The organism is Chitinilyticum aquatile DSM 21506, from assembly GCF_000430805.1.
Taxonomy (GTDB): domain Bacteria; phylum Pseudomonadota; class Gammaproteobacteria; order Burkholderiales; family Chitinibacteraceae; genus Chitinilyticum; species Chitinilyticum aquatile.
The window spans coordinates 240,208-265,311 of the sequence record NZ_AUMS01000008.1 but is presented as its reverse complement, the minus strand read 5'-3'; the positions used below and the strand labels follow the sequence as shown (position 1 = coordinate 265,311).

Here is a 25,104-nt window from a genome sequence, read left to right as displayed (position 1 = left end):
AAGATGTCGTTTAATCCTTTGTCACATGATGTCTGTCTGGATACGCCTGCGCGCGTGGTAGCTCCCTACAGTTGGGTTGGGCATATCCCTTTTGCTTTTGCCATCATGTCGCTACTGAAGCCGCGAGTATTTGTCGAGTTGGGGTCTCACTCCGGCAATTCCTATCTGGCCTTTTGCCAAGCTGTTGCCCGGCTGCACCTTGATACGCGTTGTTTTGCCGTTGATTCATGGGAGGGTGATGAGCATGCTGGAGGGTATGACACCTCGGTATTGGACAATTTGCGTGCCTACCATGATCCTCATTATTCGCATTTCTCGACATTGGTACAGCGCTGGTTTGATGATGCGTTGCCCCTGTTTGAGCCAGAAAGCATCGATTTGCTGCATATTGATGGCTTGCATACCTACGATGCTGTTCGACACGACTTTGAAACCTGGCTGCCAAAAATGAGCCGTACGGGTTTGATCCTGTTTCATGATACGCAGGTGCATGAACGCGATTTTGGTGTTTGGCAGTTGATGGAAGAATTAGCTGAACGCTATCCGCTGATTGATTTTCGCCATTCTCATGGCCTTGGTGTCGTTTACGTGGGTAGAGACCCGATGCCCGCGGGAGTTAAGGAGTTATTTGGAGTTCCTCCCGCGCAATTACTCCGACTCTTTGAGCATTTGGCTGCACCTTTGCAGGTTACCTTGCGTGAGGCAGAACTTGCCGACGCACGCTTGCAGATCATGATTGAGCAGGGGAATGCCGCCTATTACAAGGGTAAAACGGAAGAGCAACAGGCCGAGCTGAAGTTGAGCTGGGGGCGCGTTGAACAGCTGATGGTGTCGGAACAGCATGTCGCAAGACTTGAGCAGGAAATCGCCGCGATGCAGTCGCTACTGCTTGCCCGCGAAACAACCATCGCCGAAATCTACCGCTCTAGTAGCTGGCGACTGACAAAGCCCTTGCGTCTGGCAAGTCGTCTGCTGAATCTTCCTCGTTGGCGTAGCCGCTTGATGAAAGTCGTGCGCTGGATTTATTGGCACCTGCCGATAAATGCTTCGGCGCGGCATGCACTCAAGTCCCTGATTTTCACCTTGGGTGCACCAGTCCTTCGCAATACCGGCGCTTACAGAAACTGGCAGTCGTTTCGCCGGGGAGGTGATGCGGGTGCAAATGTCTCCGAAGACTCCCTCGGTGTCGCCGCTATTGAGGTGCTGGCGGGTAGTGACAATAGTCATGAGAGGCTCTATGCATCCCTCTACCGGCAGGCCGCTGGCGTAAAGGGGTTGAATCAGGATTATGTCCCCTTGGCTGCGGATACAATGGCTGAGAGCGATCTCGATTTGCGCCTGATTGCGTTTTATTTGCCACAGTTTCATCCGATTCCCGAAAACGATGAGTGGTGGGGGCGTGGATTTACCGAGTGGACCAATGTATCCAAAGCGGTTCCTCAGTTTGAAGGCCATTATCAGCCGCATCTCCCAGCAGAATTGGGGTTTTATGATTTGCGACTGGTCGATGTCATGCGGCGACAGGTCGAGCTTGCTAAGCAGTATGGTTTGGCCGGCTTTTGCTTTCATTACTACTGGTTTGCCGGTCGGCGCCTGCTGGAATTGCCACTGAACCAATATATAGCTAATACGGATCTGGATCTTCCATTCTGCATTTGCTGGGCTAACGAAAACTGGTCACGGCGTTGGGATGGCTCAGAAGCTTCCATTCTGATGGCGCAGGTGCATAACCCGGAAACTGATGAGGCCTTTATTCGTGATGTAGTAGACATGTTCAGAGACCCCCGCTATATCCGTGTCATGGGCAAGCCGTTGCTGATCGTGTACCGAATCTCCTTGCTGCCTGATCCAAAGGCTACGGCTTTACGGTGGCGCGCATATTGTCGCGATGCAGGTATCGGAGATGTCTATCTGGTGTGCGCACAATCTTTTGAAGTAACCGATCCGCGTGAATACGGGTTTGATGCGGCAGTCGAGTTTCCTCCGCACCAGTCTGCTCAAGGGGCAATTAACGATGAGCTTGCGATTCTGAATCCTGCTTATGAGGGTAAGGTATACGACTATCGCGAATTGGCGAAGACATTCTGCAATAAGCCGGATACGCCTTATGTTGTGCATAAAACGGTAGTCCCAAGTTGGGATAACGAAGCCCGTAAACCGGGTCGTGGCCACACTTATTTTCATGCAAACCCTGCTGAATATGCGCAATGGCTCGCGATTGTATGCCGGCAGACCATCAGACGTTATCCTGCAGACCAGCGTCTGGTATTCGTCAATGCCTGGAACGAGTGGGCAGAAGGGGCTCATCTTGAACCTGATCGTCGATATGGCTATGCCTATCTGCATGCAACAGCAAACGTTCTGCGTGAATTTGTAAAAGCGGACCCAGCTGTAGATGCTGAAGTGGCAGCATCCCAGAAATCTTTTGAGCCGCGCTATCCATACGCAGTTGTGATGCATCTGTATTACACGGATCTTCTTGAAGAGTTGCAGGCTGCAGTTGCTGAGGCAAGCGTTGATATGATCATCAGCCTTCGTGCTGATGCTGATTTGGCTACTGTTCAGAAAGTGCGTTCAGCATTTCCTGCTGCTTATATATATCTTGTTCAAAATCGCGGGCGGGATATGTTGCCCTTCATTAAGGCGCTGAATGTGCTGAATCGGGGCAATTATCAGGCTGTCTGCAAGATACATGGTAAGAAGTCTCTGCATCTTGCTCACGGTTCGGCTGACCGACAGTATTTTTTCCAGTCCTTGCTCTCTCCTGATGCCTTGGCAGAAGTGGTGCGCAGACTTCAAGAAGATGAACGGCTTGGGGTTCTTGCTGCACCAGGAACCATGGTGTCATTGGCTGCGCCGGATCGGAATGTGCTGAACCGGAAATGGCTTGATGTATTACTGTTACGACTCGGCTATTCTGATCAAATTGGACGATATGATTTTGACTTCATCGCAGGTTCAATGTTTTGGTTCCGGCCCCTTGCCCTCTCAGGTTTGTCGAACCTGAATTTGCAGGATGCTGATTTTGAAGCCGAACTTGGGCAGATTGATGGCACTCTGCCTCATGCTTTGGAGCGGCTGATGGTTCTATTGGCGAATAAGCAGGGATATCGAACTGCGGAGTTGTCAGTTGAGATCAGCCAGACCCATCCTCCTGTTTTTATCGGGTAGTCAATGACGGAAGTAAATAACAATATTGCCGTCTGCCTTTCAACCTATAACGGGGAGCGCTGGCTTGCTACCATGCTTGACAGTGTTCTCCCCCAGTTACAGTTGGAGGGAGGGCTTCTCTATGTCCGTGATGATGGCTCGACAGATGGTACCGAGGCATTATTGTCTGCATATAGCTCACACCCCTGTCTGGTGCTTTTGCATGATCAGCTAGGAAATTTGGGGGTCATTGGCAGCTTTGAATTGTTGTTGCAATCTGTCGAGGCTGATTACTACATTCTTGCTGATCAGGATGATTACTGGCTACCGGGTAAACTTGCTAGTTTACTTGCGTTGATTCGTCGTGCTGAGGTGGCAGTTGGTGGTGGCGCAGCTCTAGTATATTCAGATTTGCAGGTTGTGGACGAGTCGGGCCATGAAATATCCCCCTCATTCTGGGCCTTGCAGAACCTGGATCCCCGTTGGCCTGAGTGTCTCGAAAATGTCGCTCTGCAGAATGTAGTCCCCGGATGCTCAATGCTCTTCAATCGTGCGCTTCGGGATCTGGCTCTGCCTTTCCCTTTCGAGACAGTCATGCATGATTGGTGGCTTCTACTTGTGGCTGCAGCTCATGGGTCAACGGCTTTTTTATCGGAACCTTGCCAAGCTTATCGTATCCATGGGACGAATACAGTTGGCTTGCATGGGGGGCGGACATTCTGGAACCGCTACCGTTTCGGTCTTTTGCTTGAGAACTTGCGGCGGGCCCTAGAACAGCTTGCCGCACTGTTTCGAAGGTGGCCGGATTTATCGGGCAGATTCAAAAAGGCCTCAACGCTTGCCCGCTTTGCTGAGCTAGATTGCCGGCAAGCTGTAAATGTTGCATTGCGTGTGCAAAAGAGAGGCGTTGTGCGCCAATACGCCACGCGTTTTGCTTTGATGCTTATGGCTCTTGGCTGTGTTCGTAATTAATCTGACTGTTGATCAGATATAGAATGCCGGCACTCATGTTGTAATGTGCCGGCATTTTTCTTTGGGTAATAATTAGAAGGTGAATTTGCTTAGGGGTATTGTTTCCGGTACACGTCCAGGAACAAAGATGGACCCTGTATTATTGCACCTGTCCAGCCAAGTGTTGTTGGGGATGACGGCATTATCAACAAGTGAGGCGGGGCGATAGGAGCTGCCAAGGTAAGTGCCATTGCCGAACTTGAGCCAGTAACCATCGGTCATCGCGGCTGTGCAGCCGTTGTATGCAGCCCATGTATCTGTACTGACATACCAGACCGGATCTCCGAGCGAGTCATACATAAAGGCGACGCTATATACATTATCTTTTTGAGATTCGAAGAAGTATCCGCTACCGGACTCGGAAGCATTCCAGTACCAGCCATTTATATTGGAGATTGTACTGGCTGGATTTTCCACTCCACCGGCTACGATATTAAATCTTTCAAGGTTTGCCGTGAAACCACTTGGCAGGGTCAGCGTGGCATGGCGAGCATCGGAAAATTTGACGCTGGCATTGCCAATGACTGTCGGAGATTCTGGAGCCTTGTAACTGCCTTTAAGTGGCTGGCCATTGCGAAAATATAGCAGACTGCCATTAAATTCAGTGCTTGATGACATTGCACCACTGGAAATGTACCAAATGGGTTTTCCAGTATTGTTGTACATGAAGAGCCCGATGAATGCCTTGCCATCTTTAATTTCGATCGCATATCCTGTTCCTGGCTGGCTTGCATCCCAGTACCAGCCTGACTCCGGGGTGAAGGTATTCTGGCCCTGAGCTGAAGGCAAGTAGTTCGCCACGGTCCGCCAAGTCTGGTTGATGGAGAGGGCCGTATCGGCGTAGCCCGATAAACCGCAGACATAACCATTGCACTGCAGGTTGGGGCTGGAAAATTTGGCTACTTTTGGCCAGTAGTAGCTCATGATGTCGCCGAATATGTTATTCAATCCATAGCCGTAGGAATAGGAATGGGCCCCTCCATTGCTCGCATGTTCATGGTCATGATTCTGGCCGAGATTATGACCAAGTTCATGAGCCAGTGTGGTGTCATCACAATAGTAGCCATCGGGTCGGGTTCCATCACTGACGACCGAAAACCCCATTTCTTTGCGGAACTGGCTCAAATTCGGCATCCAAGCAAGACCACACACCCCACCATTGGCTGCGGTGAAGGGGCGTATCAGGGTAACTAGATCTGCACCCTTGTAGCTACGCAGTCCTTCCAGATCTTGAAACGGGGTGGTGGAAGATGAGATTGCTTCCAATGGGGCATAGAGGTCAGAATTATCCGTGTAATTAATCGCTTGGGTGTGAACAAGGCGCAGGCGGGCCGCTATGCCGCTGTCCTGATAGGCCTGATTCGTCAAGGCAACCAGATAGTCAATCCGGCGCCAGGGGTTGCCACCTTGCGCGGCACTGAAGCCCGGGGTGTAATACACCATCAGGTCGATAACGCTATCACTGCCGGCCGCGACCGGTGCTGCCTGCGGGCTCATTCCACTTTTGGGGTGCATTTGTTCCGGCAACATGATGTCGGATTCAGCCGGGACTGCTGGGCGAATCCCGTATTGCCAGGTCGGGATCATTAGCTGCTGGCTATTTTTGGTATCGAGTAGCACTTCACCCTCGGGGGTCTGGCAACGACCGGTAATGGCATCGCTGCTATGAGTGATGATGCAGCGAGCCGTTTTTCCTTGCTCGGCAAGGTAGCCGATGAAGGTGTGGTTGCCGCTGCTGCTGATTTCTTCGCGCTCAAAAACAACCGTATAACTTTTTCCATTCGGAATGTTCAGTTTGAATTCGGTGCCCGGTTTGATGGCCATGGCCTGTATGCGGTTGAAGGCAACCGAGTAGCCTTTTTCCGGGGAACTGGCCGAGGAGCGATTTGCTGCTACAGGAGTAAACAGATCGGTTGCAGTTGCGCACAAAGGCAATAGCAGCAAAGCGGAGCACGCTAAAGTGAGTTTCATGGCGAAGATGTTTAAAAGTGGACTTGGTTTGTATTTCTACAGAAGTAAGAATGCGCGGTCAATACGCGTATGACTTGTGGTGTGCATCTTTGCGCTTGGCATGCGATGGCGCAATTTTTACCGGCATCCCGGTGTTACGCCGCGCAGGTAAGGTGAAAGGTCTGTAGTGAATCCAAATAGAAGTGAGCTTGCTGTCAAACCAGCACCACATCAAACTGCTCCTGCGAGTACGCCGTTTCCACCTGCAGGTAGATCGGTTTGCCGATGAAGTCCGCAAGTTGTGCCAGGCTGGCAGATTCTTCATCCAGGAACATGTCGATGACGGCCTGGGCGGCGAGGATGCGGTACTGGCGCGCGTTGAACTGGCGGGCTTCGCGCAGGATTTCACGCAGGATTTCATGGCAGACGGTTTCGGCGGTCTTGATTTCACCTCGGCCCTGGCAGGTTGGGCAGGTCTCGCACAGTACATGGGCCAGTGATTCACGGGTGCGCTTGCGGGTGATTTCAACGAGTCCGAGGCTGGTGAAGCCGGAGACGGTGATTTTGGTGCGGTCGCGGCTCAGTGCTTTTTTCAGCTCTTCCAGTACCGCGTTCTTGTGCTCTTCATTATCCATGTCGATGAAATCGACAATGATGATGCCACCGAGATTGCGCATGCGCAGCTGGCGGGCGATAACCTGTGTGGCTTCCAGATTGGTCTTGAAGATGGTGTCGTCAAACGAGCGCGTGCCGACAAAGCCGCCAGTGTTGACGTCGACGGTGGTCATCGCCTCGGTCTGATCGATGATCAGGTAGCCGCCGAATTTCAGGTTCACGCGGCGCGAAAGGGCGCGTTCGATTTCCGGCTCCACGCCGTACAGCTCGAATAGTGGCCGCTCGCCGGCATAATGCCGCAGGCGCAACGCGCCATCGGGGACGAACTGCTGGGCGAACTCGAGCATTTTCTGGTGATTTTCGCGCGAGTCGACCAGCACCTCGCCGGTTTCTTCATTCACCATGTCGCGCAGTACGCGCAGTTGCAGCGACAGATCCTGGAACAGTAGCGAGCCGGCCGGCAGTGTCTGTGCCTTCTGGCGGATGTCGGCCCAGATCAGGTTCAGATAATCGATGTCGGCGCGCAGCTCGTCATCGCTGGCATGGTCGGCGCTGGTGCGGATGATGTAGCCGACATGGTCGGCTGGCAGCAGCTTTTCCAGGCGGGCGCGCAGTGCTTCGCGCTCTTCGTCGCTTTCAATGCGCTGGCTCACCCCGATATGATGTTCCTGCGGCAGGAAGACGAGGAAGCGACCGGCGATGCTGATCTGCGTCGATAGTCGCGCGCCCTTGGTGCCGATCGGGTCCTTGATGACCTGCACCATCACTGGCTGGCCTTCGTGCAGCAGTTTTTCGATGCGCTGTGGCTCGTTCGGGTGCTGGCGTTGCTCGATGACATCGGCAATGTGCAGGAAGGCGGCGCGCTCCAGGCCGATTTCAATAAACGCAGATTGCATTCCCGGCAGCACGCGCTTGACGATGCCAAGGCAGATATTGCCAACGAGGCCGCGATGCGCCGTCCGCTCAATGTGCAGATCCTGCACGACGCCGTCTTCCATGGTGGCTACGCGGGTTTCCTGCGGGGTGATGTTGACGAGAATCTGGTCTTGCATGCGGACTCGCGAAAGTAGGTGGCATGAACTGGCTGCCGAGCTTAGCCGGATGTCGGCAAAATGTCAGCCAGGGCGAGACAATTTGTACGATTTCTGTATTTCTTTATGGGTATATGGCTATGGCCTTTCAAGATAAAGGGCTGTAGCTGTATACCTTTTATTTATTGTTTGGTGTGTCCAGCAGGGGGAGGCACATCAGACGGATGGCATCCCAGGCGTTGCCCTGCTCCAGGCCTTTGTTGATCCGGTCGATGCGGGTGGCCTGTCGCAATGCGGTGCGCAATTGCACTGCGCCCATGCGATCCAGCGCACGTGGCAGCAGTTGCTGCTTGTTGCCCCAGACGCGGTTTTCCTTCAGCAGTTGCGGCATCGGGGTACCACGCTTGCGCCCCATGCCGACCTGGTAGAGCGTGCGCAGCTCTTCGTTGAGCGACCAGAGAATCAGGTGCGGCGCCTCGCCCTCGGCCTGCAGGCCGTCGAGCATGCGCAGGAAGCGGGCCGCATCGCCGGCCAGCAGCGCTTCGCCAAGCTGAAAGACGTCAAAGCGGGCAACGTTGGCAACCGCAGCCTGGATCTGGGCGAGATCAAGCGGGCCCGGCGGGTAGAGTAGCCCCAGTTTCTGTATTTCCTGGTGCGCGGCGAGCAGGTTGCCCTCGAGGCGGTCGACCATGAATTGCAGCGCCTCCGCGCTGGCCTGTTGCTGCTGGGCTGCCAGTCGGCGCGCAATCCAGTCCGGTAGTTGCTGACGCTCGATGGTGCGCGCCTCGACCAGTGTTCCCGCCTTGGCGAGTGCCTGGAACCATTTGCTGTTCTGTGCCGTTTTTTCCAGGCGGGGTAGCGTGATCAGTGTGATGGTGTCGTCCGGCAGGCGCGCGGCATAGGCTTCGAGCGCCTTGCCGCCTTCGATGCCGGGCTTGCCGGACGGGATGCGCAGGTCGATCAGTTTCAGGTTGGAGAACAGCGAGAAACTATTGCCGATTTCCTGCAACGATGCCCAGTTGAAGCTGCGCTCGACAACCAGCACCTCGCGTTCGAGGTAGCCGGCCGCTTTGACCGCATCACGGATCAGCTGGGCAGCTTCAAGCGCCAGCAGCGCTTCATCGCCATGAATGACGTAAAGCGGCTGCAGGCCGCGTTGCAGTGCCGGCGGCAGCTCATCAGGGCGCATTGCCGGCCGCAGCAGAAGAGGCAGTGGCGGCGCCGCTGGCGGCACGTTCGCGCAGTTGCTTGCGAACGGCGGCATTCACACGGTACAGCAGCGGCTGAACGGCGTCCTGGGACATGCTGTGCCAGAGTTGCTGCTCTTCCTGTTCCTTGGAAAGCAAGGTGTTGTCATCCCAGGTCAGGTCACGGTAGAGCGATATGCTTGTGTTCTCAGCCAGAATATCGTTCTGTGTGCGGGCGCTGACGGGGATACGCATGGTCAGGCGGTATTCGGAGACTTGGCCGCTGTTGTTGATCGCGGAAATCTGACGGTCGCGGATGTCCGTACCGACGGTAATCTGCAACCCGTCCGGAGTCAGCTCAGGAGTGAGTTGATAGTTCGGTTGGCGTTTGATGTACTCGCGGAGTGCTGCTGCCGTTTCACTGTTGCCGACAATCGAAATTTCTTTAAAAGGAATTGAGGTGTTGCCAGCCTGTCCACGCAGATGGAAGCCGCATGCCGCGAGGATGAAGGTGGCAATCAGCACGAAGGTCAGTTTCGCAAATCCGGGCATGAGGCTTTCCTGTTACTTTGAAATCGAAAAACGCGGGAAGCATGGTGTCACCATGCTTCCCGCGGGGGTCAGGCGACGATGTTGACGAGCTTGCCCGGGACGATAATCACCTTCTTCGGCGCACCGTTCAGGTGTTTCTGGACGTTTTCGTCGGCGAGCGCCGCCGCTTCGATCGCGGCTTTGTCTGCGCCGGCGGGTACATGGATTTCGCCGCGCAGTTTGCCGTTCACCTGCACCATCAGCTTGATCTCGTCCTGCGTCAGCGCATCCGCCGCCGGTTCCGGCCAGGCTGCGGTGGCAATCTGGCCGCCGTAGTTCAGCTCCAGCCACAGCGTGTGGGCGATGTGCGGCGCCGCCGGGTAGATCGCGCGCAGCAGGATGCCGAAGCCTTCACGGATGACCGCTGCGTTGCCGCCCCTGTAGCCTTCCAGCGCATTCAGCAGTTTCATCACGCCGGAGACGACGGTGTTGTACTGCAGGCGGTCGAAGTCGGCGTTGATCTGCTTGAGGGTGCTGTGTACCTCGAAGCGCAGGGCCTTGTCGTCCTTGGCAAGCTCGATACCTGCCAGGCTATTGCCTACTGGCTTAATCAGGTCGGCATGCTTGAAGCCATACCCCCATAGGCGACGCAGGTAGCGGTAGGCGCCTTCGACGCCAGAGTCGCTCCAGGCCGCGCTCTGGTCGGGGGGACCTGCGAACATGGTGAAGAGTCGCGCGGTGTCGGCGCCAAACTTCTCGATAATGTCCTTGGGCTCGACGACGTTGTTCTTGGACTTGGACATCTTTTCGATGCCGCCCATGATCACCGGCTGGCCGTCTTCCTTCGCAATGGCGGAAATCGGGCGGCCCTTGTCATCGTGCTGGACTTCGACTTCTGCCGGATAGAACCAGCGTTTCTTGCCGCTGGCGTCTTCACGGTAGTAGCAGTCGCGCAGCAGCATGCCTTGCGTGAACAGGTTCTTGAACGGCTCGCCAAAGTTGATCAGGCCGGCATCGCGCATGGCCTTGGTCCAGAAGCGGGCGTACAGCAAGTGCAGTACGGCGTGCTCAATCCCGCCGATGTACTGGTCCATGCCGCCGGCCGTACCCTGGTTGGCGCCCATCCAGTAAGCTGTGCCGTCGCCGACCATCGCCTCCGCGTTCTTCGGGTCGCAATAGCGCATGAAATACCAGCTCGAATCGACGAAGGTATCCATGGTGTCAGTTTCGCGCTTGGCCGGCTTGCCGCATTTCGGGCAATCGACGTTCAGGAAGTCGGCACGGTGGTTCAGCGGATTGCCCGAGCCATCCGGAATGCAGTCGATTGGCAACTTAACTGGCAGGTCCTCGTAGGGAACCGGAACATCGCCGCAGCATTCGCAATGGATGATCGGGATCGGCGTGCCCCAGTAGCGCTGGCGTGAAATGCCCCAGTCGCGCAGGCGCCAGGTGGTTTTCTTCTCGCCGGCCTGTTTGGCAGCCAGATCGGCTGCGACAGCGTCAACTGCTGCCTTGTAATCCAGGCCGTCATACTTGCCGGAATTGATGATCACGCCGCGCGTCTTGTCGCCGTACCACTCGGCCCAGGCGTCCGTGCTGAAGGTTTCGCCCTCGACAGCAATCACCTGCTTGATTGGCAGGCTGTATTTCTTGGCAAAGGCAAAGTCGCGCTCATCATGCGCCGGCACAGCCATGACCGCGCCGTCGCCGTAGCCCATCAGTACATAGTTGCCGATCCACACTTCGACCTGCTCTCCGGTCAGCGGGTGGGTGACAAACAGCCCGGTCGGCACACCGACCTTTTCCTGGGTGGCGATTTCCGCTTCCGAGACGCCGCCCTTTTCGCATTCCTTGATGAAGGCGCTCAGTTCCGGCTTTAGCTCGGCCGCACGGGTGGCGAGCGGATGCTCGGCCGCCACGGCACAGAAGGTGACGCCCATGATGGTGTCGGCGCGGGTGGTGAACACCCACAGCTTGCCATCCGCAATCAGTTTGCCATCGGCGTCCTTGATGTCGTGCTCGAAGGCAAAGCGCACGCCTTCCGACTTGCCGATCCAGTTGCGCTGCATGGCGCGCACCATGTCCGGCCAGCCATCCAGCGTGTCGATGTCGTTCAGCAGTTCGTCGGCGTATTGTGTAATGCCGAAGTAGTAGCCGGGGATTTCGCGCTTTTCGACAATCGCGCCCGAGCGCCAGCCGCGGCCGTCCACCACCTGCTCGTTGGCGAGCACGGTCTGGTCAACCGGATCCCAGTTCACGATCTGGGTTTTCTTGTAGGCGACACCCTTTTCGAGCATCTTCAGGAAAAACCACTGGTTCCACTTGTAGTAATCCGGATCGCAGGTGGCGATTTCGCGCGACCAGTCAAACGCCAGGCCCAGCGGCTTCATCTGCGACTTCATGTCGGCGATATTGGCGTAGGTCCATTCCGCCGGCGACTTCTTGTAGGCGATCGCGGCGTTTTCCGCCGGCAGGCCGAAGGCATCCCAGCCCATCGGCATCAGCACATTGAAGCCCTTCATGCGCAGGTGGCGCGCCAGCATGTCGTTGATGGTGTAGTTGCGCACGTGGCCCATGTGCAGCTTGCCCGACGGGTAGGGTAGCATGGAGCAGGCGTAGTACTTGGGCTTGTTCTGGTCTTCAGTGACTTCGAAAGCGCGCGTTTCTTCCCAGTGGGCTTGCGCTGCGGCTTCGACGGAAAGCGGTGAATACTGTTCTTGCATGGGAGTGCGCCAGGAGCAAATGTACGAAGACGGCGATTATACCTTGCTGTGCTGGCGCCGGCACGCAAACCGGCCTGTTTTGCCGGTAGTGCAGGTGTTGTTGGCGAACGACGCACTGCTCAAGAAAAGCTGATTTATACGTAATCTCTGATAAATTGAAAATTCGGCAAAAACCTTTGAAAACCGAGAGCAGAGAGATGGCGATGAAAAAGCAGAATGGTTTTACCCTCGTTGAGCTGGCAATTGTTCTGGTCATTATCGGCCTGATTCTCGGAATGGCATTCAAGGGCAAGGATCTGATTGACGGCGCCAAGGTCAAGAACATGCAGGCGCAATACAACAAGGTGGTTGCCGGTTTCAATATCTATTACGAGAAATATGGCGCGTATCCGGGGGATGGGTGTACTGGTGCAGTTGTTGCTCTTGGCGGTGCGGCACCAGTTACGGTGTGTCCGGCTGGCAACCGCAATGGCGTACTGGATAATGCCAATGAAACCCAATCGGCAATGAATATTCTGCAGAATGCCAATATTCTGACTTCGGCGGATATCCAGAGTGTTTTCGGTCAGCCCTGGGGGGTGACGGTTTCGGGCAATACTTCGCTGCCGGGCACGAGTGCGGGTACCAATTACCTGTCGCTGGTCGACGCGGCAGGCGCACCGCAGGCCGCCGGCGATGTGCGTTTCATTTGTGCGCTGGATCGCCTGATGGATGATGGCATTAACAGTTCCGGCGTGATGCGCAGCGGCGCGGCCTATACGGCGGCAACCGATTGCTGGGCGCAAAGCGGGCAGGGTTCTCTGGGTATCCGCCTTCTGCCGTAATTGCCTCCGTGCTCGATAATTTCAAATCAGGGGTCATGCCGGGCAGGCTTGGCCCTTTTGCTTATAGGGGAGATGAGTGATGCGGGGTGGAAAAGAACAACAGGGTTTTACCCTGGTCGAGCTGGCGATCGTACTGGTGATCATTGGCCTGATTCTTGGCATGGCGTTCAAGGGCAAGGATCTGATTGATGGTGCCAAGGTGAAGAATCTGCAGGCGCAGTACAACAAGATCGTCGCAGCGGTGAATATTTATTACGAGAAATACGGCGTTTATCCGGGCGATGGTTGCACGGCCACGCCTGCGGCACCCGCTGCGACGTGTGCGGGCGGTACCCGCAACGGTCTGATCGATACCGCGGCCGAGCAGGCGGCCTTCTGGGTATTTCTGGTTGACCGCACCAATATCCTGCAGGCATCGGATCGCCGTAGTGTCTTCGGGCAGGACTGGAATATCTGGAATGGTACGCTGCAGGCTGGCGGTGCGGCGGGGCTCAATGGCTCCTGGCTTGATCTGCCGGGTGTGCCGCAATCCGATCCGCGGCTGGTTTGTGCACTCGACCGGCAGATGGATGACGGTGTGTGGAATACCGGTCGCATGCGTACCAATGGCGATCCGGTTGCGCTGAATTACACGGCGGCGACCGATTGCTGGTCGCTGAACGGGCAGAGCAATTTTCACATGCTGCTTTTGCCTTGATGGCTATGGGTATATCTTTGCGGCCCTTTCTTTGCAAGGGCTGTGGGGTAATACCCTTATTCAGAAATCCATGGCCAGCTGATCCTGCTGCATGACGCTGCGCAGCAGGCTCAGTGTTACCGGTTTCTTGCGGCTGAGTGCCACTGTGTTGACGGCCTCCAGGTGGCGGTAGAGGCTGGGCAGGTCACGGCTGGCGTGCAGCAGCAGGTAATCCACGAGGTCATCACCCAGCTCGAAGCCCAGCAGGTTTGCGCGCTGTTTCAGTGCTTTTCCCTTGTCGGCATCCGAGAGCGGGTGAATCTGGTAGACCAGCCCCCAGCCGAGGCGCGTGGTCAGGTCGATGCGCAGCGGCAGCAGCATCGGTGGCAGTGGCCCGGCTGCCAGAAAACGCCCCGAGCCTTCCTTGAGCGTGTTGTAGAGGTCGAAAAGCCGGATCTGGCCGGCCTCGTCCAGTGCATCGACATGGTCGGCCAGCAGGTTGCCATCCGCAGGCAGTTCGTTCGGCAAGCTGTCGTGGCGGCAATCGATCAGATTTGCGGTGGTGCCCAGCTGGCGTGCGGCCGAATGCAGCAGATGGCTTTTGCCTGTGCCGGCCTCGCCCCACAGATAGATGCTGCGTGCGTGCGGGTCGCGAATTAGCCACTGGCCGATCTGGTAGAGCGGCTCGGCATTGTCGCCCGCCACGAAGTCGGCGAAATTGGTGGGCGCTGGCAGGAGCAGGTCGAGGACCAGTTGCTTCATGGTGTAATCAGAAATCCTGCAAAATGCCGATGGTTGGGCGCACGTTTCATCACGACTTACGGTAAAATGCTGCGTTTTCAAAGCTGCAAGCAGGCGCCCATTTTAGCGTAAAAGCTAGTGCAAAAGCGCGGCTAGCCGCAGCAATCCCTTTTGAGGCCATTATTTCATGACCAAGCAAAGCCTGAGTTACCGCGACGCGGGTGTCGATATCGACGCCGGCGATCAGCTCGTCGAGAACATCAAACCGTTCGCCAAGCGCACGATGCGCCCCGAAGTGCTCGGTGGTCTGGGCGGCTTCGGCGCCATGGTCGAAATCAGCAAGAAGTACAAGGAGCCGGTGCTGGTGTCCGGCACCGACGGCGTGGGTACCAAGCTGAAACTGGCTTTCGAGCTGAACCGTCACGACACGGTTGGCATCGATCTGGTCGGCATGAGCGTGAACGACATTCTGGTGCAGGGTGCCGAGCCGCTGTTTTTCCTGGATTACTTTGCCTGCGGCAAGCTGGACGTGCCGGCGGCAACCGAAGTGATCAAGGGTATTGCCGAGGGCTGCGAGCAGGCCGGTTGCGCGTTGATCGGTGGCGAAACCGCTGAAATGCCGGGCATGTATCCGGTGGGCGAATACGATCTGGCCGGCTTTGCTGTCGGCGTGGTCGAAAAGAGCAAGGTCATCAACGGGCAGGCCGTGATCAAGGCCGGCGACGTGGTGCTGGGCCTCGCGTCCAATGGTGCTCACTCCAACGGCTACTCGCTGATCCGCAAGATCCTGCACCTCACCAACGCCGACTACAACATGCCGTTCGAGAACGGCAAGTCGCTGGCCGACGTGGTGATGGCGCCGACGCGCATTTATGTGAAGCCGCTGCTGAAACTCATGGCCGAAATGCCGGTCAAGGGTATGGCGCACATCACCGGTGGTGGTATCACGGAAAACACTCCGCGCGTGCTGCCGGAAAACGTCGTGGCGCAGATCGACGCCAAGAGCTGGACCATGCCCAAGCTCTTCCAGTGGCTGCAAGCCGAGGGTAACGTCGACGCGCAGGAAATGTACCGCACCTTCAACTGTGGCATCGGCATGGTTGTCGTGGTTGCCGCCGAAGACGCCGAGCGTGCTGCGGCTTTCCTGAGCGCGGAAGGCGAAACCGTCTATCGCATCGGCAGCATCCGCGAACGCGTGGGCGACGAGCATCAGACCCAGGTGGCCTGATACTTCGCAGTGGGCTGAATCAAGGCGAGGTGCAGACCTCGCCTTTTTGCTTTACCGAGACTTATGAAAAAGATTGTCATCCTGATTTCCGGCCGTGGTTCCAATATGCAGGCCATTGTTGACGCGAAGATTCCCGGTGCCGAAATTGCCGCCGTCATCAGCAATCGCCCCGATGCGGCCGGCCTGGCCTGGGCGGCCGAACGCGGTATCAAAACCATTGCGCTGGATCACAAGCAGTTTGCCTCGCGTGACGAGTTCGATGCGGTCCTGGCCAAAAAAATCGAGGGTATGCAGCCTGACCTTATCATTCTGGCGGGCTATATGCGCATACTGACCGATGTATTTGTGGCGCGCTTTGAAGGGCGCATGCTCAACATCCACCCCTCGCTGCTGCCGTCCTATCCCGGGCTGCATACGCATCAGCGTGCGATTGATGACGGCCTGAAGATTGCCGGCTGCACCGTGCATTTCGTCACCGCTCAGCTGGATCACGGCCCCATCGTGGCTCAGGCCGCGGTGCCGGTGCTGGACGACGATACTGAGGCGACGCTGGCTGCCCGCGTGCTCAAGCAGGAACACCAGATTTACCCTGCCGCCGTGCGTGCCTTTGTCAATGGCGAGCTGCTGCTTGCCGATGGCAAGGTAAAGCGCGTGCTGCCACTGGATGGCGCAGCCTGCCTGCGGGTGCCGGGCTGACATGACCCGCTGGCTGCGTCATGCCTTCTGGTTCGCGCTGGGCCTCTCCCTGATCCTGCATCTGGGGGCGGTGCTGGCCGAGCCGGTGTATGCGTGGCTGACGCGCCCCGAGTTTGCCGAAACAGAGTTGCGCAAGGTCAGCAAGCAACTGCAGGCCCAGGCTGTCGAGGAGGATGACCGGCCGGAGGCTCTGCGCGGTGTGAAGCCGGCCGAGCAACTGGTGGTGGGCTTCATGCGCCAGGTGCCGGTGACTACCACTGCGCTGTCGCCTGCGGCCAAAAAGGTCAGGGCGGAGGCCAGCCGGCCTGTTGCCGTTCGGGCCAGTGCCACTATTCCGCTGGCTGCCAGTGCGGTGGCGGTCGCCAGTGCTCCGGTTGCAAGCACAGCCTCGGGGGGGCAGGCCAGCGCGGTGCAGGTGGCTTCTGTCGTTCATGCCGCATCTCTGCCGCAGAAACTGGCCGCCAGCCGTGTGCGGGCGAGCACGGTTGCCCGTGCGCAGGAGGAGAGCGTCAAGCGTTTCCCGCGTGATGTAAAAATCACTTATGTGTGGGGCTCGGTCCCGGCGTACATGCACTGGCAGATTGGCCAGGATGCGTACCAGCTCGACGTGGTAGGCGCCTTCGGCTTCAAGTCGCGCACCTTTCATTCTCACGGCCGGGTAACGCCCGAAGGCATTGTGCCGCAGCAGTTCCGCGAATTCCGCGACAAGAATCCGCAGCCGAAATACCAAGTCGATTTCGACTGGGATGCGATGAAGGTGCAGGTGGGCGAGCCGGGGCAGCGCAAGGAAGAAGAGCTGCACGAGGGTGACCAGGATCTGTTCTCCGCTGCGTTCCATCTGGCGCTGGTTGGTGGCAAGCCGCAGACCATGTCGCTCTACACTGGCCGTAAGCGCTATGCCGACATCCGCTTCGAGCCGGCTGGTGAAGCCACGCTCACCATCGGTCGCCAGCAGGTCGATGCCGTGCTGGTGCGTGGTCAGTGGGAGGATCGCAAGGTTGATTTCTGGCTGGCGCCGCAGTGGAACAACCTGCCGGTGCGCATGACCGTCAATATCCCTAAGGAAGGCAGCTTCGACATCTGGGCCAATGTCATCATGCTGGATGGCCAGCTGGTGCTGGAGGGGCCGAAGCCCGGCCAGCCCGACAGCATGCAGCGGAGGCCATGATGAGCAAGTGCCAGACTTGTCTGTTGTTCGTCCTGCTTGTCCTGTCAGGCATAGGGGCGAGTGCGGCAGGCAAAAAGCCGGTGCAGGCATTTCCTGCCCGGGTGGAGATTGTCTATCGTTACGGGGCAATGCCGGTCAACATGCAGTGGCAGACCGGCAGGGATGCCTATCAGCTTGATGTGGTCTTGCAGATACTGCACAAGACCATTGCCTACCGCTCCGAGGGCCGTCTGGAAGGGAAGGCAGTGATTCCGCTGCGCTTTGGTGAATACCGTGACCGCAAGCCGGAACCGCGCTACCAGGCTGACTTCAACTGGCAGGACGGCGTGGTGCTGCTCGGCAAACCGGGCGAGCAGCAGCCGGCTCCGCTGGAGGCGGGCGATCAGGATCTCTTTTCCGCGGCCTTCCAGCTGGCGCTCAATGGTGGGCGGGCACAGACGATGACGCTGCTGACCGGCCGCAAACGCTATCCTGGTGCGGTGTTTGTCGCGCAGGAAAAATCCACGTTGCGTCTGGGGAGCAAGGACGTCGAGGTGCTGTTGCTGCATGGCGAGCTGGCCGACCGTACGGTTGATTACTGGCTGGCGCCGCAATGGCACAACCTGCCGGTGCGCATGACAGTCAACCTGCCCGGCGACGGCAGTTTTGATTTATGGGCCAGCGAGATCCGTCTCGATGGCAGAACGGTATTACAGCCTGCAGCAGCAGGACAGCCATGACATCGCAGCGGTTTCCGGTGCGATAACGAATATGCCCGCATTGGCGGGCCGGAGAAAGACAATGAATTCAGTGCAGTTTTCTGCCACGCTCGACATTCTCAGCAGTGCGCTGGGCTTTACCGCGCCGGTTGACGGCATCGTCTCGCGCCATTTCCGCGATCACCCCGAGTTGGGCGCCAACGACCGCAACGTGATTGCCGAAACGGTGTTCGGCATCCTGCGTCATCTGCCGCAGCTGGAGTGGATTACCGAAGGCAATGCCAGCACGCGCGAGCTGATGCTGGCCTGGTTTGTCGGCGTGAAGCGCATGAACCTGCGTGAATTGCCGGCCGCTTTTCACGACAAGGACAAGGAACGTGCCGGAGCGATGAAGGCTCGTGTCATCAAGGATGCACCGCTGGCCATTCGCGCCGCACTGCCGGAATGGGTGGGCGACGCCTTGCTGGCTGCGGGCCGCGACGAGGCCTTCATCCTCGCGCTGGGCCAGTCACTGCTGCAATCGGCTGCGCTCGACATTCGCGTGAACACACTGAAGATGAAGCGCGAAAGCGTATCGGCCGAACTGGCCCGCCACAATATGCCGCATGCGCCGACACCCTATTCGCCCTGGGGGCTGCGCCTCGAAGGCAAGCCGGCCGTCAATCGCCTGACCTTCTTCAAGGAAGGCGTCTTCGAGGTGCAGGACGAGGGAAGCCAGTTGCTGGCATTGCTGACTGGCGCCAAGCGTGGCCAGATGGTGGCCGATTTCTGCGCCGGCGCAGGTGGCAAGACGCTGGCGCTGGGCGCGATGATGAATTCAACCGGGCGCCTGTATGCGTTTGACGTGTCGGAAAAACGCCTCAACAACCTCAAGCCGCGCCTGAAACGCAGCGGCCTCTCAAACGTGCATCCGCAGCTGATCGCCTCCGAGCACGACCAGAAAATCAAGCGTCTGGCCGGCAAATTCGATGCCGTTCTCGTTGATGCACCATGCTCGGGCATGGGTACCGCGCGCCGCAATCCAGACCTGAAAGCACGCCAGTCGCCGGGCAGTGTGGCTGAACTGAATGCCAAACAGGGCAGCATTCTGGCGTCTGCCGCCCGGCTGGTGAAAACCGGCGGGCGTCTGGTCTATGCCACCTGCAGCTTCCTGCCGGCCGAGAATGACGGCATCGTGGCCGCCTTTCTGGCTGAGCACCCGGATTTCGAGGTGCTGGATGCCGGGCAGGTGCTGGCTGACGCCAAGGTTTCTCTCGAGCTGGAAGGCCCCTATCTGCAGCTCTGGCCGCAAACCCACCAGACCGACGCGTTCTTTGCTGCTGTTCTGCAGCGCAAGTCTTGATTTTGGTATGTGGCTATAGCCCTTTTAATTAAACGGCTGGAGCAAGATACCTTGGTTTGTATTTGGCAAGTCCAAGGGTTTGGCTACCGGATAGCACAATGAAACATGCTGGCTTTATGCCAGCATGTTTCATTGTCCAGATTGCTTACTTCACCACCCGCAATTGTGGGCGACCAGTCGGGCGAGGTGGCGGTTCATCGTCGCCGGGTTCTCGGCTTTCCGGGGCATCGTCGGGGCCGGTGTGTTCCGGGACGCCTTCGTATTCAAAGCCCATCCCTTCGCCATTTTCGCGCGAGAAAATCGAAACGACGGCGCCGACCGGAATGGTGATGTCGCGCGACACGCCGTTGAAACGTGCCGAGAAGCTGATGTAATCGTTGCCGATGGTCAGGTTGCGGGTAGCGTTATAGCTGATGTTCAGCACGATTTCGCCATTCTTGACGAATTCCTGCGGCACCTGCATTTTCTGCCGGACTGCCACGACCAGATAGGGCGTGAAGCCCTGGTCGGAGCACCATTCGTGCAGCGCGCGGATCAGATACGGTTTGGTCGACACGGTGGTCTGCATGCGGATTCTCCGGTTGGCAAGGCCGCGGAGTGCGGCCCTGCCTTGCTACTTGACGAGTTCTGCGCTTATTTGCGCATGGCCTTTTCGTTGGCGGTCAGCGAGTCGATGAAGGCCTGGCGGCTGAAGAGACGCTCGCCATATTTCAGGACCGGGGCCATGGCCTTGGTGATTTCGATGCCATAGTGCTCCAGACGCCACAGCAGCGGGCCGATGGCCACGTCCAGCATCGAGAACTCTTCACCGAGAATGAACTTCTGCTTGGTGAACAGCGGTGCGATCTGGGTCAGGCTGTCGCGGATGGCGATGCGGGCGGCATCCTGTGTCTTCTTGGTGGCTGCGCCATCTTCCAGTGTTTTCACGTGGATGAACAGTTCGCGCTCGAAGTTGAAGAGCATCAGGCGGGCGCGGGCGCGCACCATCGGGTCGGCCGGCATGAGTTGCGGATGCGGGAAACGTTCGTCGATGTATTCGTTGATGATGTTCGACTCATACAGTTGCAGTTCGCGCTCGACCAGTACCGGTACTTCGTTGTAGGGGTTCATGACCGCCAGATCTTCCGGCTTGCTGTGAATGTCCACATCGAGGATTTCGAAATCCATGCCTTTTTCAAACAGGACAATCCGGCAACGGTGGCTAAAGGGGCAGGCAGTGCCCGAATACAGCTTCATCATGAAAGAAGACTCCGCAAAAGGATGGTGCAGATAAAAAGCGATTTTAGCGGGTATTGATAGCGGATATCAAAAAATAAGCGCCAACTTGCTGTTTTGAAATGGGAAAACAAAAGCGGACGCCGGGGCGTCCGCTTTTGCTACGGTGAACCGTATCAGTGCACGTCTTTCCAGTATTCCTTCTTCAGCAGGTAGCTGATTGGAACCAGAACGAACAGCAGGAACAGCAGTACGAAGTAGCCGATCTGCTCGTTTTTCACTTTCACTGGTTCACTCATGAAGACCATGTAGTTGACCAGATCGGTGATGCGTTCATCGAACTCGGTGTTGACCAGTTCGCCCTTGTCGTTGGTGGTCGACAGCATCCCGGGCTTGACGAGTTTCAGGCCAGTCAGTACTTCTTCTTCCTTCCCTGTCGTGTGGTTCTTCACTTTCTCGTAAACCGCAACCTGCTCACCCTGCATTTCCCACAGGACGTTGGGCATGCCGACCTTGTCGAATACGCGGTTGTTCCAGCCGGTCGGGCGGGAGTCATCGCGGTAGAAACCACGCAGGTAGTTGTACAGGTAATCGGCTCCGCGCGAACGGGCGATCGTCGACAGGTCGGGCGGGGTTGCGCCGAACCACTGCTTGCCATCCTGTGCCGCCATGGCAACCTTCATCGGGTCGCCCACCTTGTCGGTGGTGAACATCAGGTTGGCCTTGATCTGCTCTTCGTTCAAGCCGATGTCCTGCAGGCGGTTGTAGCGCATGGCCACGGCACCGTGGCAGGACAGGCAGTAGTTTACGAAGGTTTGCGCGCCGCGCTGCAGGCTCTCGGTATTGCGCAGGTCGACCTTGACCGGGTCGAGGTGCGGGCCCGCTGTGGCAGCAAAAGCTGGGACAGCCAGCAGGGTGCACAGGGCGAGCAGCAGTTTGCTAGTCATGTTTCTCATTGTTGTCTCCCGATTACACCACATGGGCAAACGCATAGGCGCCGCCAACGGCCAGTGCCACATACACGAAGAAGAGGATCTTCTGACGTGTGGTGCTGAAAGTTACCCTGTCAGGTACTGGCGCAGAGGGCTTTTCGTTCTTGGTGTAGAACGGCATACCCAGGAAGAAGCCGAAGTAGATGACCGAGAAGATCTGGGCGATGACCGTGCGGGTGTTGGTCGACGGCATGGCGCCGAGGATACCAAGACCAATGAAGGCGATCAGGAACAACACCAGCGCCACCTTGAAGGTGGTGCTGCGGTAGCGCACGGATTTGATCGGCGAGCGGTCCAGCCATGGCAGCGCGGCGAGAATCATCACGGCAGCGCCCATGCCCAGTACACCCCATACCTGAGTACCCAGGAAGGACGGGATGGCGCGCAGGATGGCGTAGTAGGGGGTGAAATACCAGACCGGTGCGATGTGTGCTGGTGTTTTCAGCGGATCGGCTGGGTCAAAGTTCGGATGCTCGAGGAAGAAACCGCCCATTTCTGCCGAGAAGCCTGCCACGCTGAACACGATGGCGGAGAACACGGCCAGGAATACGGCAACGCCGAGGATGTCCTTCACGGTGTAGTAGGGGTGGAAGGGGATGCCGTCGAGCGGAATGCCAGTCTTCGGATCCTTGTTCTTCTTGATTTCCACGCCGTCCGGGTTGTTGGAGCCGACTTCGTGCAGCGCAACGAGGTGGGCAACCACCAGGCCCAGCAGTACCAGCGGGACGGCAATCACGTGCAGCGCGAAGAAGCGGTTCAGCGTGGCATCGGATACCACAAAGTCGCCACGGATGAAGGTGGAAAGATCCGGGCCGATTACCGGGATCGATGCGAACAGGTTCACGATTACCTGTGCGCCCCAGAAGGACATCTGGCCCCAGGGCAGCAGGTAGCCGAGGAAGGCTTCGGCCATCAGGCACAGGAAGATCAGCATGCCGAAGATCCATACCAGCTCGCGCGGCTGCTTGTACGAGCCGTAGATCAGTCCGCGGAACATGTGCAGATAGACAACGACGAAGAACATCGATGCGCCAGTCGAGTGCATGTAGCGTATGATGCTGCCGCCCGCGACGTCGCGCATGATGTATTCAACCGAGGCAAAGGCCACCGAAATGTTGGTGCCCGGAATCAGGTTGCCATCCGGCTTGTAGTTCATGGTCAGGAAAATGCCGGTGACGATCTGGATGACCAGAACCAGCATGGCCAGCGAGCCGAAGAAGTACCAGAAGTTGAAGTTCTTCGGTGCGTAGTATTCGGATACGTGGGCCTTCCAGGTTGATGTCAGCGGGAAGCGGTCATCCACCCAGTTCAGGACATTCTGTCCGATTTGTGCAAGTTTGCTCATGTTCTCTCAGCCTCGCTTATTTGTCTTCACCGACCAGCAGACGCGTGTCGCTGAGGTATTTGTGCGGGGGGATGACGAGGTTGGTCGGCGCCGGAACATTGGCGTAGACGCGACCCGCCAGATCGAACTTCGAGCCGTGACAGGGACAGTAAAAGCCACCTAGCCATTCCGGGCCCAGATCGGCGGGAGCCAGGTCGGGGCGGAAGGTCGGTGAACAGCCCAGGTGTGTACAGACACCAACCGCCACCCAGATTTCCGGCTTGATCGAACGGCTGGCGTTCTTGCAGTAGTCCGGCTGATGGTTGACCTCGGATTTGGGGTCAGCCAGCTTGCCATCCAGCTTGGGCAGACCTGCCAGCATTTCCGGAGTGCGCTTGACGACCCACACCGGCTTGCCTTGCCATTCCACGTTGATCTTCTGGCCCATTTCGAGTTTGCTGGTGTCGACCTCGACCGGCGCTCCTGCGGCCTTGGCGCGCTCGGAAGGCAGGAAGCTGGCGATGAACGGGGTCGCCGCCAGGCCGCCGAAGGCCGCGCCTGCCGCACCCGTGGCGATCGTCAGAAACCGCCGCTTGCTATTATTTACTTGCTGGTCACTCATAACCCAATCCCTGATTGACGGAACTCAAAGCGAAAAACTACAAAATTCTACCTTAAACGGCCGGGGAACTTAATACTTCCTTCGCGAGTAGGGATTTTCTGGATGCGAAAGCGACAACAGGCTGCGCTTGCCGCGTTCCGCCTACTTCTTGGCGCCGGCCGGCTGGAGGTAGCGCTGCAGTTCTTCCTGCAGTTTGTCGCTCATGCTCTGGGTAACGTCCTGCCCGGTTTCGCGCGTTGTTCCCGGGTAGCTGAACTGGAAAACCCGGGCCGACAGACGCAGGCCATCCCCCTCCTTGACCAGCAGGTAGCTCATGCGGGCTTCGGTTGGCGTTGCTGTGCGCTGGATTGGGAGTGTGAATTCGAGCCGCGAGGCGCTGCGACTTTTCAGCTTCATGCCTTTCTGCTGCGTGCGGTATTGCACGATGTCGTCAAGCACGGCCTTGCTGCTGCGTCCACGTATCAGCACGCTGGGCGTGCCGTCGCTCAGCGGAGCACTGGCAGTCGAGGAGGCCGTGCTGGCCGGTGTGCTGGCCGTCTCGCTGCGGCCTGTGGTGCCGGGGGGCTGGGTGGTGGCGCAGGCGGCGAGCAGCAGGCTGCCGGTCAGGATCAGGAACGCATTATACCGGGTTGTCGATGTCAAGATGATGGAGCTCCAGTTGGAATTGGTTGGCCAGATGCTCGCCAAGCGCACGGATGCCATGACGCTCGGTGGCGTGGTGGCCGGCCGCCACGAAGCCGACGCCACTTTCGCGGGCGAGGTGGGTGACGAATTCGGAGGCTTCGCCGGTCAGGAAACAGTCGACATCCAGCGTGGCCACATCGTGGAAATACGACTGGGCTCCGCCGCTGCACCAGGCGACGCGCTGCACCGGTGTCGCGCCCGGGATGGCCAGCACATCGCGGCCAAGCGCCCGGCTCACCCGAGCCTGCCAGTCAGGCCAGGAGCACGGTGCGGCAAGCTCGCCCAGCCAGACCATGTCCTGCTCACTGGTGCGGCCGGTTACGCTTAGCCCGAGCAATTCGCCCAGCCGCGCGTTGTTGCCCAATTCCGGGTGCGAATCAAGCGGCAGGTGGTAGGCGAACAGGCTCAGGTCATTGCGCAGCAATGCGGCAATCCGCTGTTTCTTGTGCCGGACGATGGGCGAGGTTTCGTTTTTCCAGAAAAAACCGTGATGAACCAGCAGTGCGTCGGCACCGCAGGCGATGGCGGCATCGATGGCGGCCTGCGATGCCGTGACCGCAGTGGCGATGCAGGCGATGGTGTCGCGTCCTTCTACTTGCAGGCCGTTCGGGCAGTAGTCACGGAATCGGTCCACGTCCAGCAGTTGTCCGATATACTTTTCGAGTTGCTGTCTATTGATTGGCATTGCGTGCAGAT

22 protein-coding genes are annotated in these 25,104 nt (G+C 57.7%); 9 read left to right on the top strand and 13 right to left on the bottom strand.

Features of this window, described 5'->3' with window-relative positions; genetic code table 11:
• The first annotated feature begins 3 nt into the window (after nt 1-3).
• Together H559_RS19485 and H559_RS19480 are read left to right on the top strand one after the other, a co-directional pair.
• A complete protein-coding gene (locus H559_RS19485; RefSeq protein ID WP_081412937.1) occupies nt 4-3,171 on the top strand; it encodes a glycoside hydrolase family 99-like domain-containing protein in 3,168 nt (1,055 codons plus the stop codon).
• Between the two features lie 3 nt (nt 3,172-3,174).
• On the top strand, nt 3,175-4,122 hold the full coding sequence (locus H559_RS19480) for a glycosyltransferase family 2 protein (RefSeq protein ID WP_081412936.1): 948 nt from the start codon (nt 3,175-3,177) through the stop codon (nt 4,120-4,122).
• A gap of 72 nt (nt 4,123-4,194) precedes the next feature.
• Here H559_RS19480 and H559_RS21610 read toward each other — a convergent pair whose 3' ends face one another.
• The 5 genes from H559_RS21610 to leuS all read right to left on the bottom strand — a co-directional run bounded on the left by H559_RS21610 (nt 4,195) and on the right by leuS (nt 12,198).
• A complete protein-coding gene (locus H559_RS21610; protein ID WP_081412935.1) occupies nt 4,195-6,132 on the bottom strand; it encodes a reprolysin-like metallopeptidase in 1,938 nt (645 codons plus the stop codon).
• Nucleotides 6,133-6,326: 194 nt separating this feature from the next.
• Complete coding sequence (gene rng / locus H559_RS0107940; protein WP_028452267.1) at nt 6,327-7,778, bottom strand: ribonuclease G; 1,452 nt, start codon at nt 7,776-7,778, stop codon at nt 6,327-6,329.
• A 157-nt stretch (nt 7,779-7,935) separates the two neighbouring features.
• Nucleotides 7,936-8,946: a DNA polymerase III subunit delta gene (gene holA / locus H559_RS19470; protein WP_034640189.1), complete on the bottom strand. Its 1,011-nt coding sequence runs from the start codon at nt 8,944-8,946 to the stop codon at nt 7,936-7,938.
• Complete coding sequence (locus H559_RS0107930) at nt 8,936-9,496, bottom strand: LPS-assembly lipoprotein LptE (protein WP_028452266.1); 561 nt, start codon at nt 9,494-9,496, stop codon at nt 8,936-8,938. The genes holA and H559_RS0107930 overlap by 11 nt, the downstream gene beginning before the upstream one ends.
• 68 nt (nt 9,497-9,564) lie before the next feature.
• Nucleotides 9,565-12,198 (bottom strand): leucine--tRNA ligase, encoded by a 2,634-nt coding sequence (gene leuS, locus H559_RS0107925; RefSeq protein ID WP_028452265.1) that lies wholly within the window; start codon nt 12,196-12,198, stop codon nt 9,565-9,567.
• Between the two features lie 203 nt (nt 12,199-12,401).
• Here leuS and H559_RS21605 point away from each other — a divergent pair, with 203 nt between their 5' ends.
• Nucleotides 12,402-13,022 (top strand): type II secretion system protein, encoded by a 621-nt coding sequence (locus H559_RS21605; protein WP_162143308.1) that lies wholly within the window; start codon nt 12,402-12,404, stop codon nt 13,020-13,022.
• Between the two features lie 79 nt (nt 13,023-13,101).
• Nucleotides 13,102-13,719 (top strand): type II secretion system protein, encoded by a 618-nt coding sequence (locus H559_RS21600; protein WP_051279099.1) that lies wholly within the window; start codon nt 13,102-13,104, stop codon nt 13,717-13,719.
• Nucleotides 13,720-13,779: 60 nt separating this feature from the next.
• Here the strand turns inward: H559_RS21600 and H559_RS0107905 are convergent, their stop codons facing one another.
• Nucleotides 13,780-14,460 carry an HdaA/DnaA family protein gene (locus H559_RS0107905; RefSeq protein WP_034640185.1) on the bottom strand — a complete coding sequence of 227 codons (681 nt, stop codon included), beginning with the start codon at nt 14,458-14,460 and terminating at the stop codon, nt 13,780-13,782.
• A 166-nt stretch (nt 14,461-14,626) separates the two neighbouring features.
• Between H559_RS0107905 and purM the strand changes: the two genes are divergently transcribed.
• The 5 genes from purM (at nt 14,627) to H559_RS0107880 (ending at nt 19,571) form a co-directional block, all read left to right on the top strand.
• Entirely contained in the window at nt 14,627-15,667 is a 1,041-nt protein-coding gene (gene purM / locus H559_RS0107900; protein WP_028452263.1) for a phosphoribosylformylglycinamidine cyclo-ligase, read from the top strand.
• A gap of 63 nt (nt 15,668-15,730) precedes the next feature.
• Nucleotides 15,731-16,363, top strand: a complete 633-nt coding sequence (purN, locus tag H559_RS19455; protein ID WP_051279097.1) for a phosphoribosylglycinamide formyltransferase — start codon at nt 15,731-15,733, stop codon at nt 16,361-16,363.
• Nucleotide 16,364: 1 nt separating this feature from the next.
• Nucleotides 16,365-17,531, top strand: coding sequence for a DUF3108 domain-containing protein (locus tag H559_RS0107890; RefSeq protein WP_034640183.1), 1,167 nt, complete (start codon nt 16,365-16,367; stop codon nt 17,529-17,531).
• Complete coding sequence (locus H559_RS0107885) at nt 17,531-18,250, top strand: DUF3108 domain-containing protein (protein ID WP_028452261.1); 720 nt, start codon at nt 17,531-17,533, stop codon at nt 18,248-18,250. Before H559_RS0107890 ends, H559_RS0107885 begins: the two co-directional genes overlap by 1 nt.
• A 61-nt stretch (nt 18,251-18,311) precedes the next feature.
• Nucleotides 18,312-19,571, top strand: a complete 1,260-nt coding sequence (locus tag H559_RS0107880) for an RsmB/NOP family class I SAM-dependent RNA methyltransferase (protein ID WP_034640180.1) — start codon at nt 18,312-18,314, stop codon at nt 19,569-19,571.
• A gap of 145 nt (nt 19,572-19,716) precedes the next feature.
• Here the strand turns inward: H559_RS0107880 and H559_RS0107875 are convergent, their stop codons facing one another.
• The 7 genes from H559_RS0107875 to H559_RS0107845 all read right to left on the bottom strand — a co-directional run bounded on the left by H559_RS0107875 (nt 19,717) and on the right by H559_RS0107845 (nt 25,093).
• Nucleotides 19,717-20,139: a ClpXP protease specificity-enhancing factor gene (locus H559_RS0107875; RefSeq protein ID WP_034640178.1), complete on the bottom strand. Its 423-nt coding sequence runs from the start codon at nt 20,137-20,139 to the stop codon at nt 19,717-19,719.
• Between the two features lie 65 nt (nt 20,140-20,204).
• Nucleotides 20,205-20,810: a glutathione S-transferase N-terminal domain-containing protein gene (locus H559_RS0107870; RefSeq protein WP_028452258.1), complete on the bottom strand. Its 606-nt coding sequence runs from the start codon at nt 20,808-20,810 to the stop codon at nt 20,205-20,207.
• Nucleotides 20,811-20,962: 152 nt separating this feature from the next.
• A complete protein-coding gene (locus H559_RS0107865) occupies nt 20,963-21,742 on the bottom strand; it encodes a cytochrome c1 (RefSeq protein WP_028452257.1) in 780 nt (259 codons plus the stop codon).
• Between the two features lie 13 nt (nt 21,743-21,755).
• A complete protein-coding gene (locus H559_RS0107860; protein WP_028452256.1) occupies nt 21,756-23,123 on the bottom strand; it encodes a cytochrome b in 1,368 nt (455 codons plus the stop codon).
• A 16-nt stretch (nt 23,124-23,139) separates the two neighbouring features.
• Nucleotides 23,140-23,724, bottom strand: a complete 585-nt coding sequence (petA, locus tag H559_RS0107855; protein WP_028452255.1) for a ubiquinol-cytochrome c reductase iron-sulfur subunit — start codon at nt 23,722-23,724, stop codon at nt 23,140-23,142.
• Nucleotides 23,725-23,865: 141 nt separating this feature from the next.
• Nucleotides 23,866-24,366 (bottom strand): hypothetical protein, encoded by a 501-nt coding sequence (locus H559_RS0107850; RefSeq protein ID WP_028452254.1) that lies wholly within the window; start codon nt 24,364-24,366, stop codon nt 23,866-23,868.
• Nucleotides 24,344-25,093, bottom strand: a complete 750-nt coding sequence (locus tag H559_RS0107845) for a Nif3-like dinuclear metal center hexameric protein (protein ID WP_281171356.1) — start codon at nt 25,091-25,093, stop codon at nt 24,344-24,346. The genes H559_RS0107850 and H559_RS0107845 overlap by 23 nt, the downstream gene beginning before the upstream one ends.
• Nucleotides 25,094-25,104: the final 11 nt, after the last annotated feature.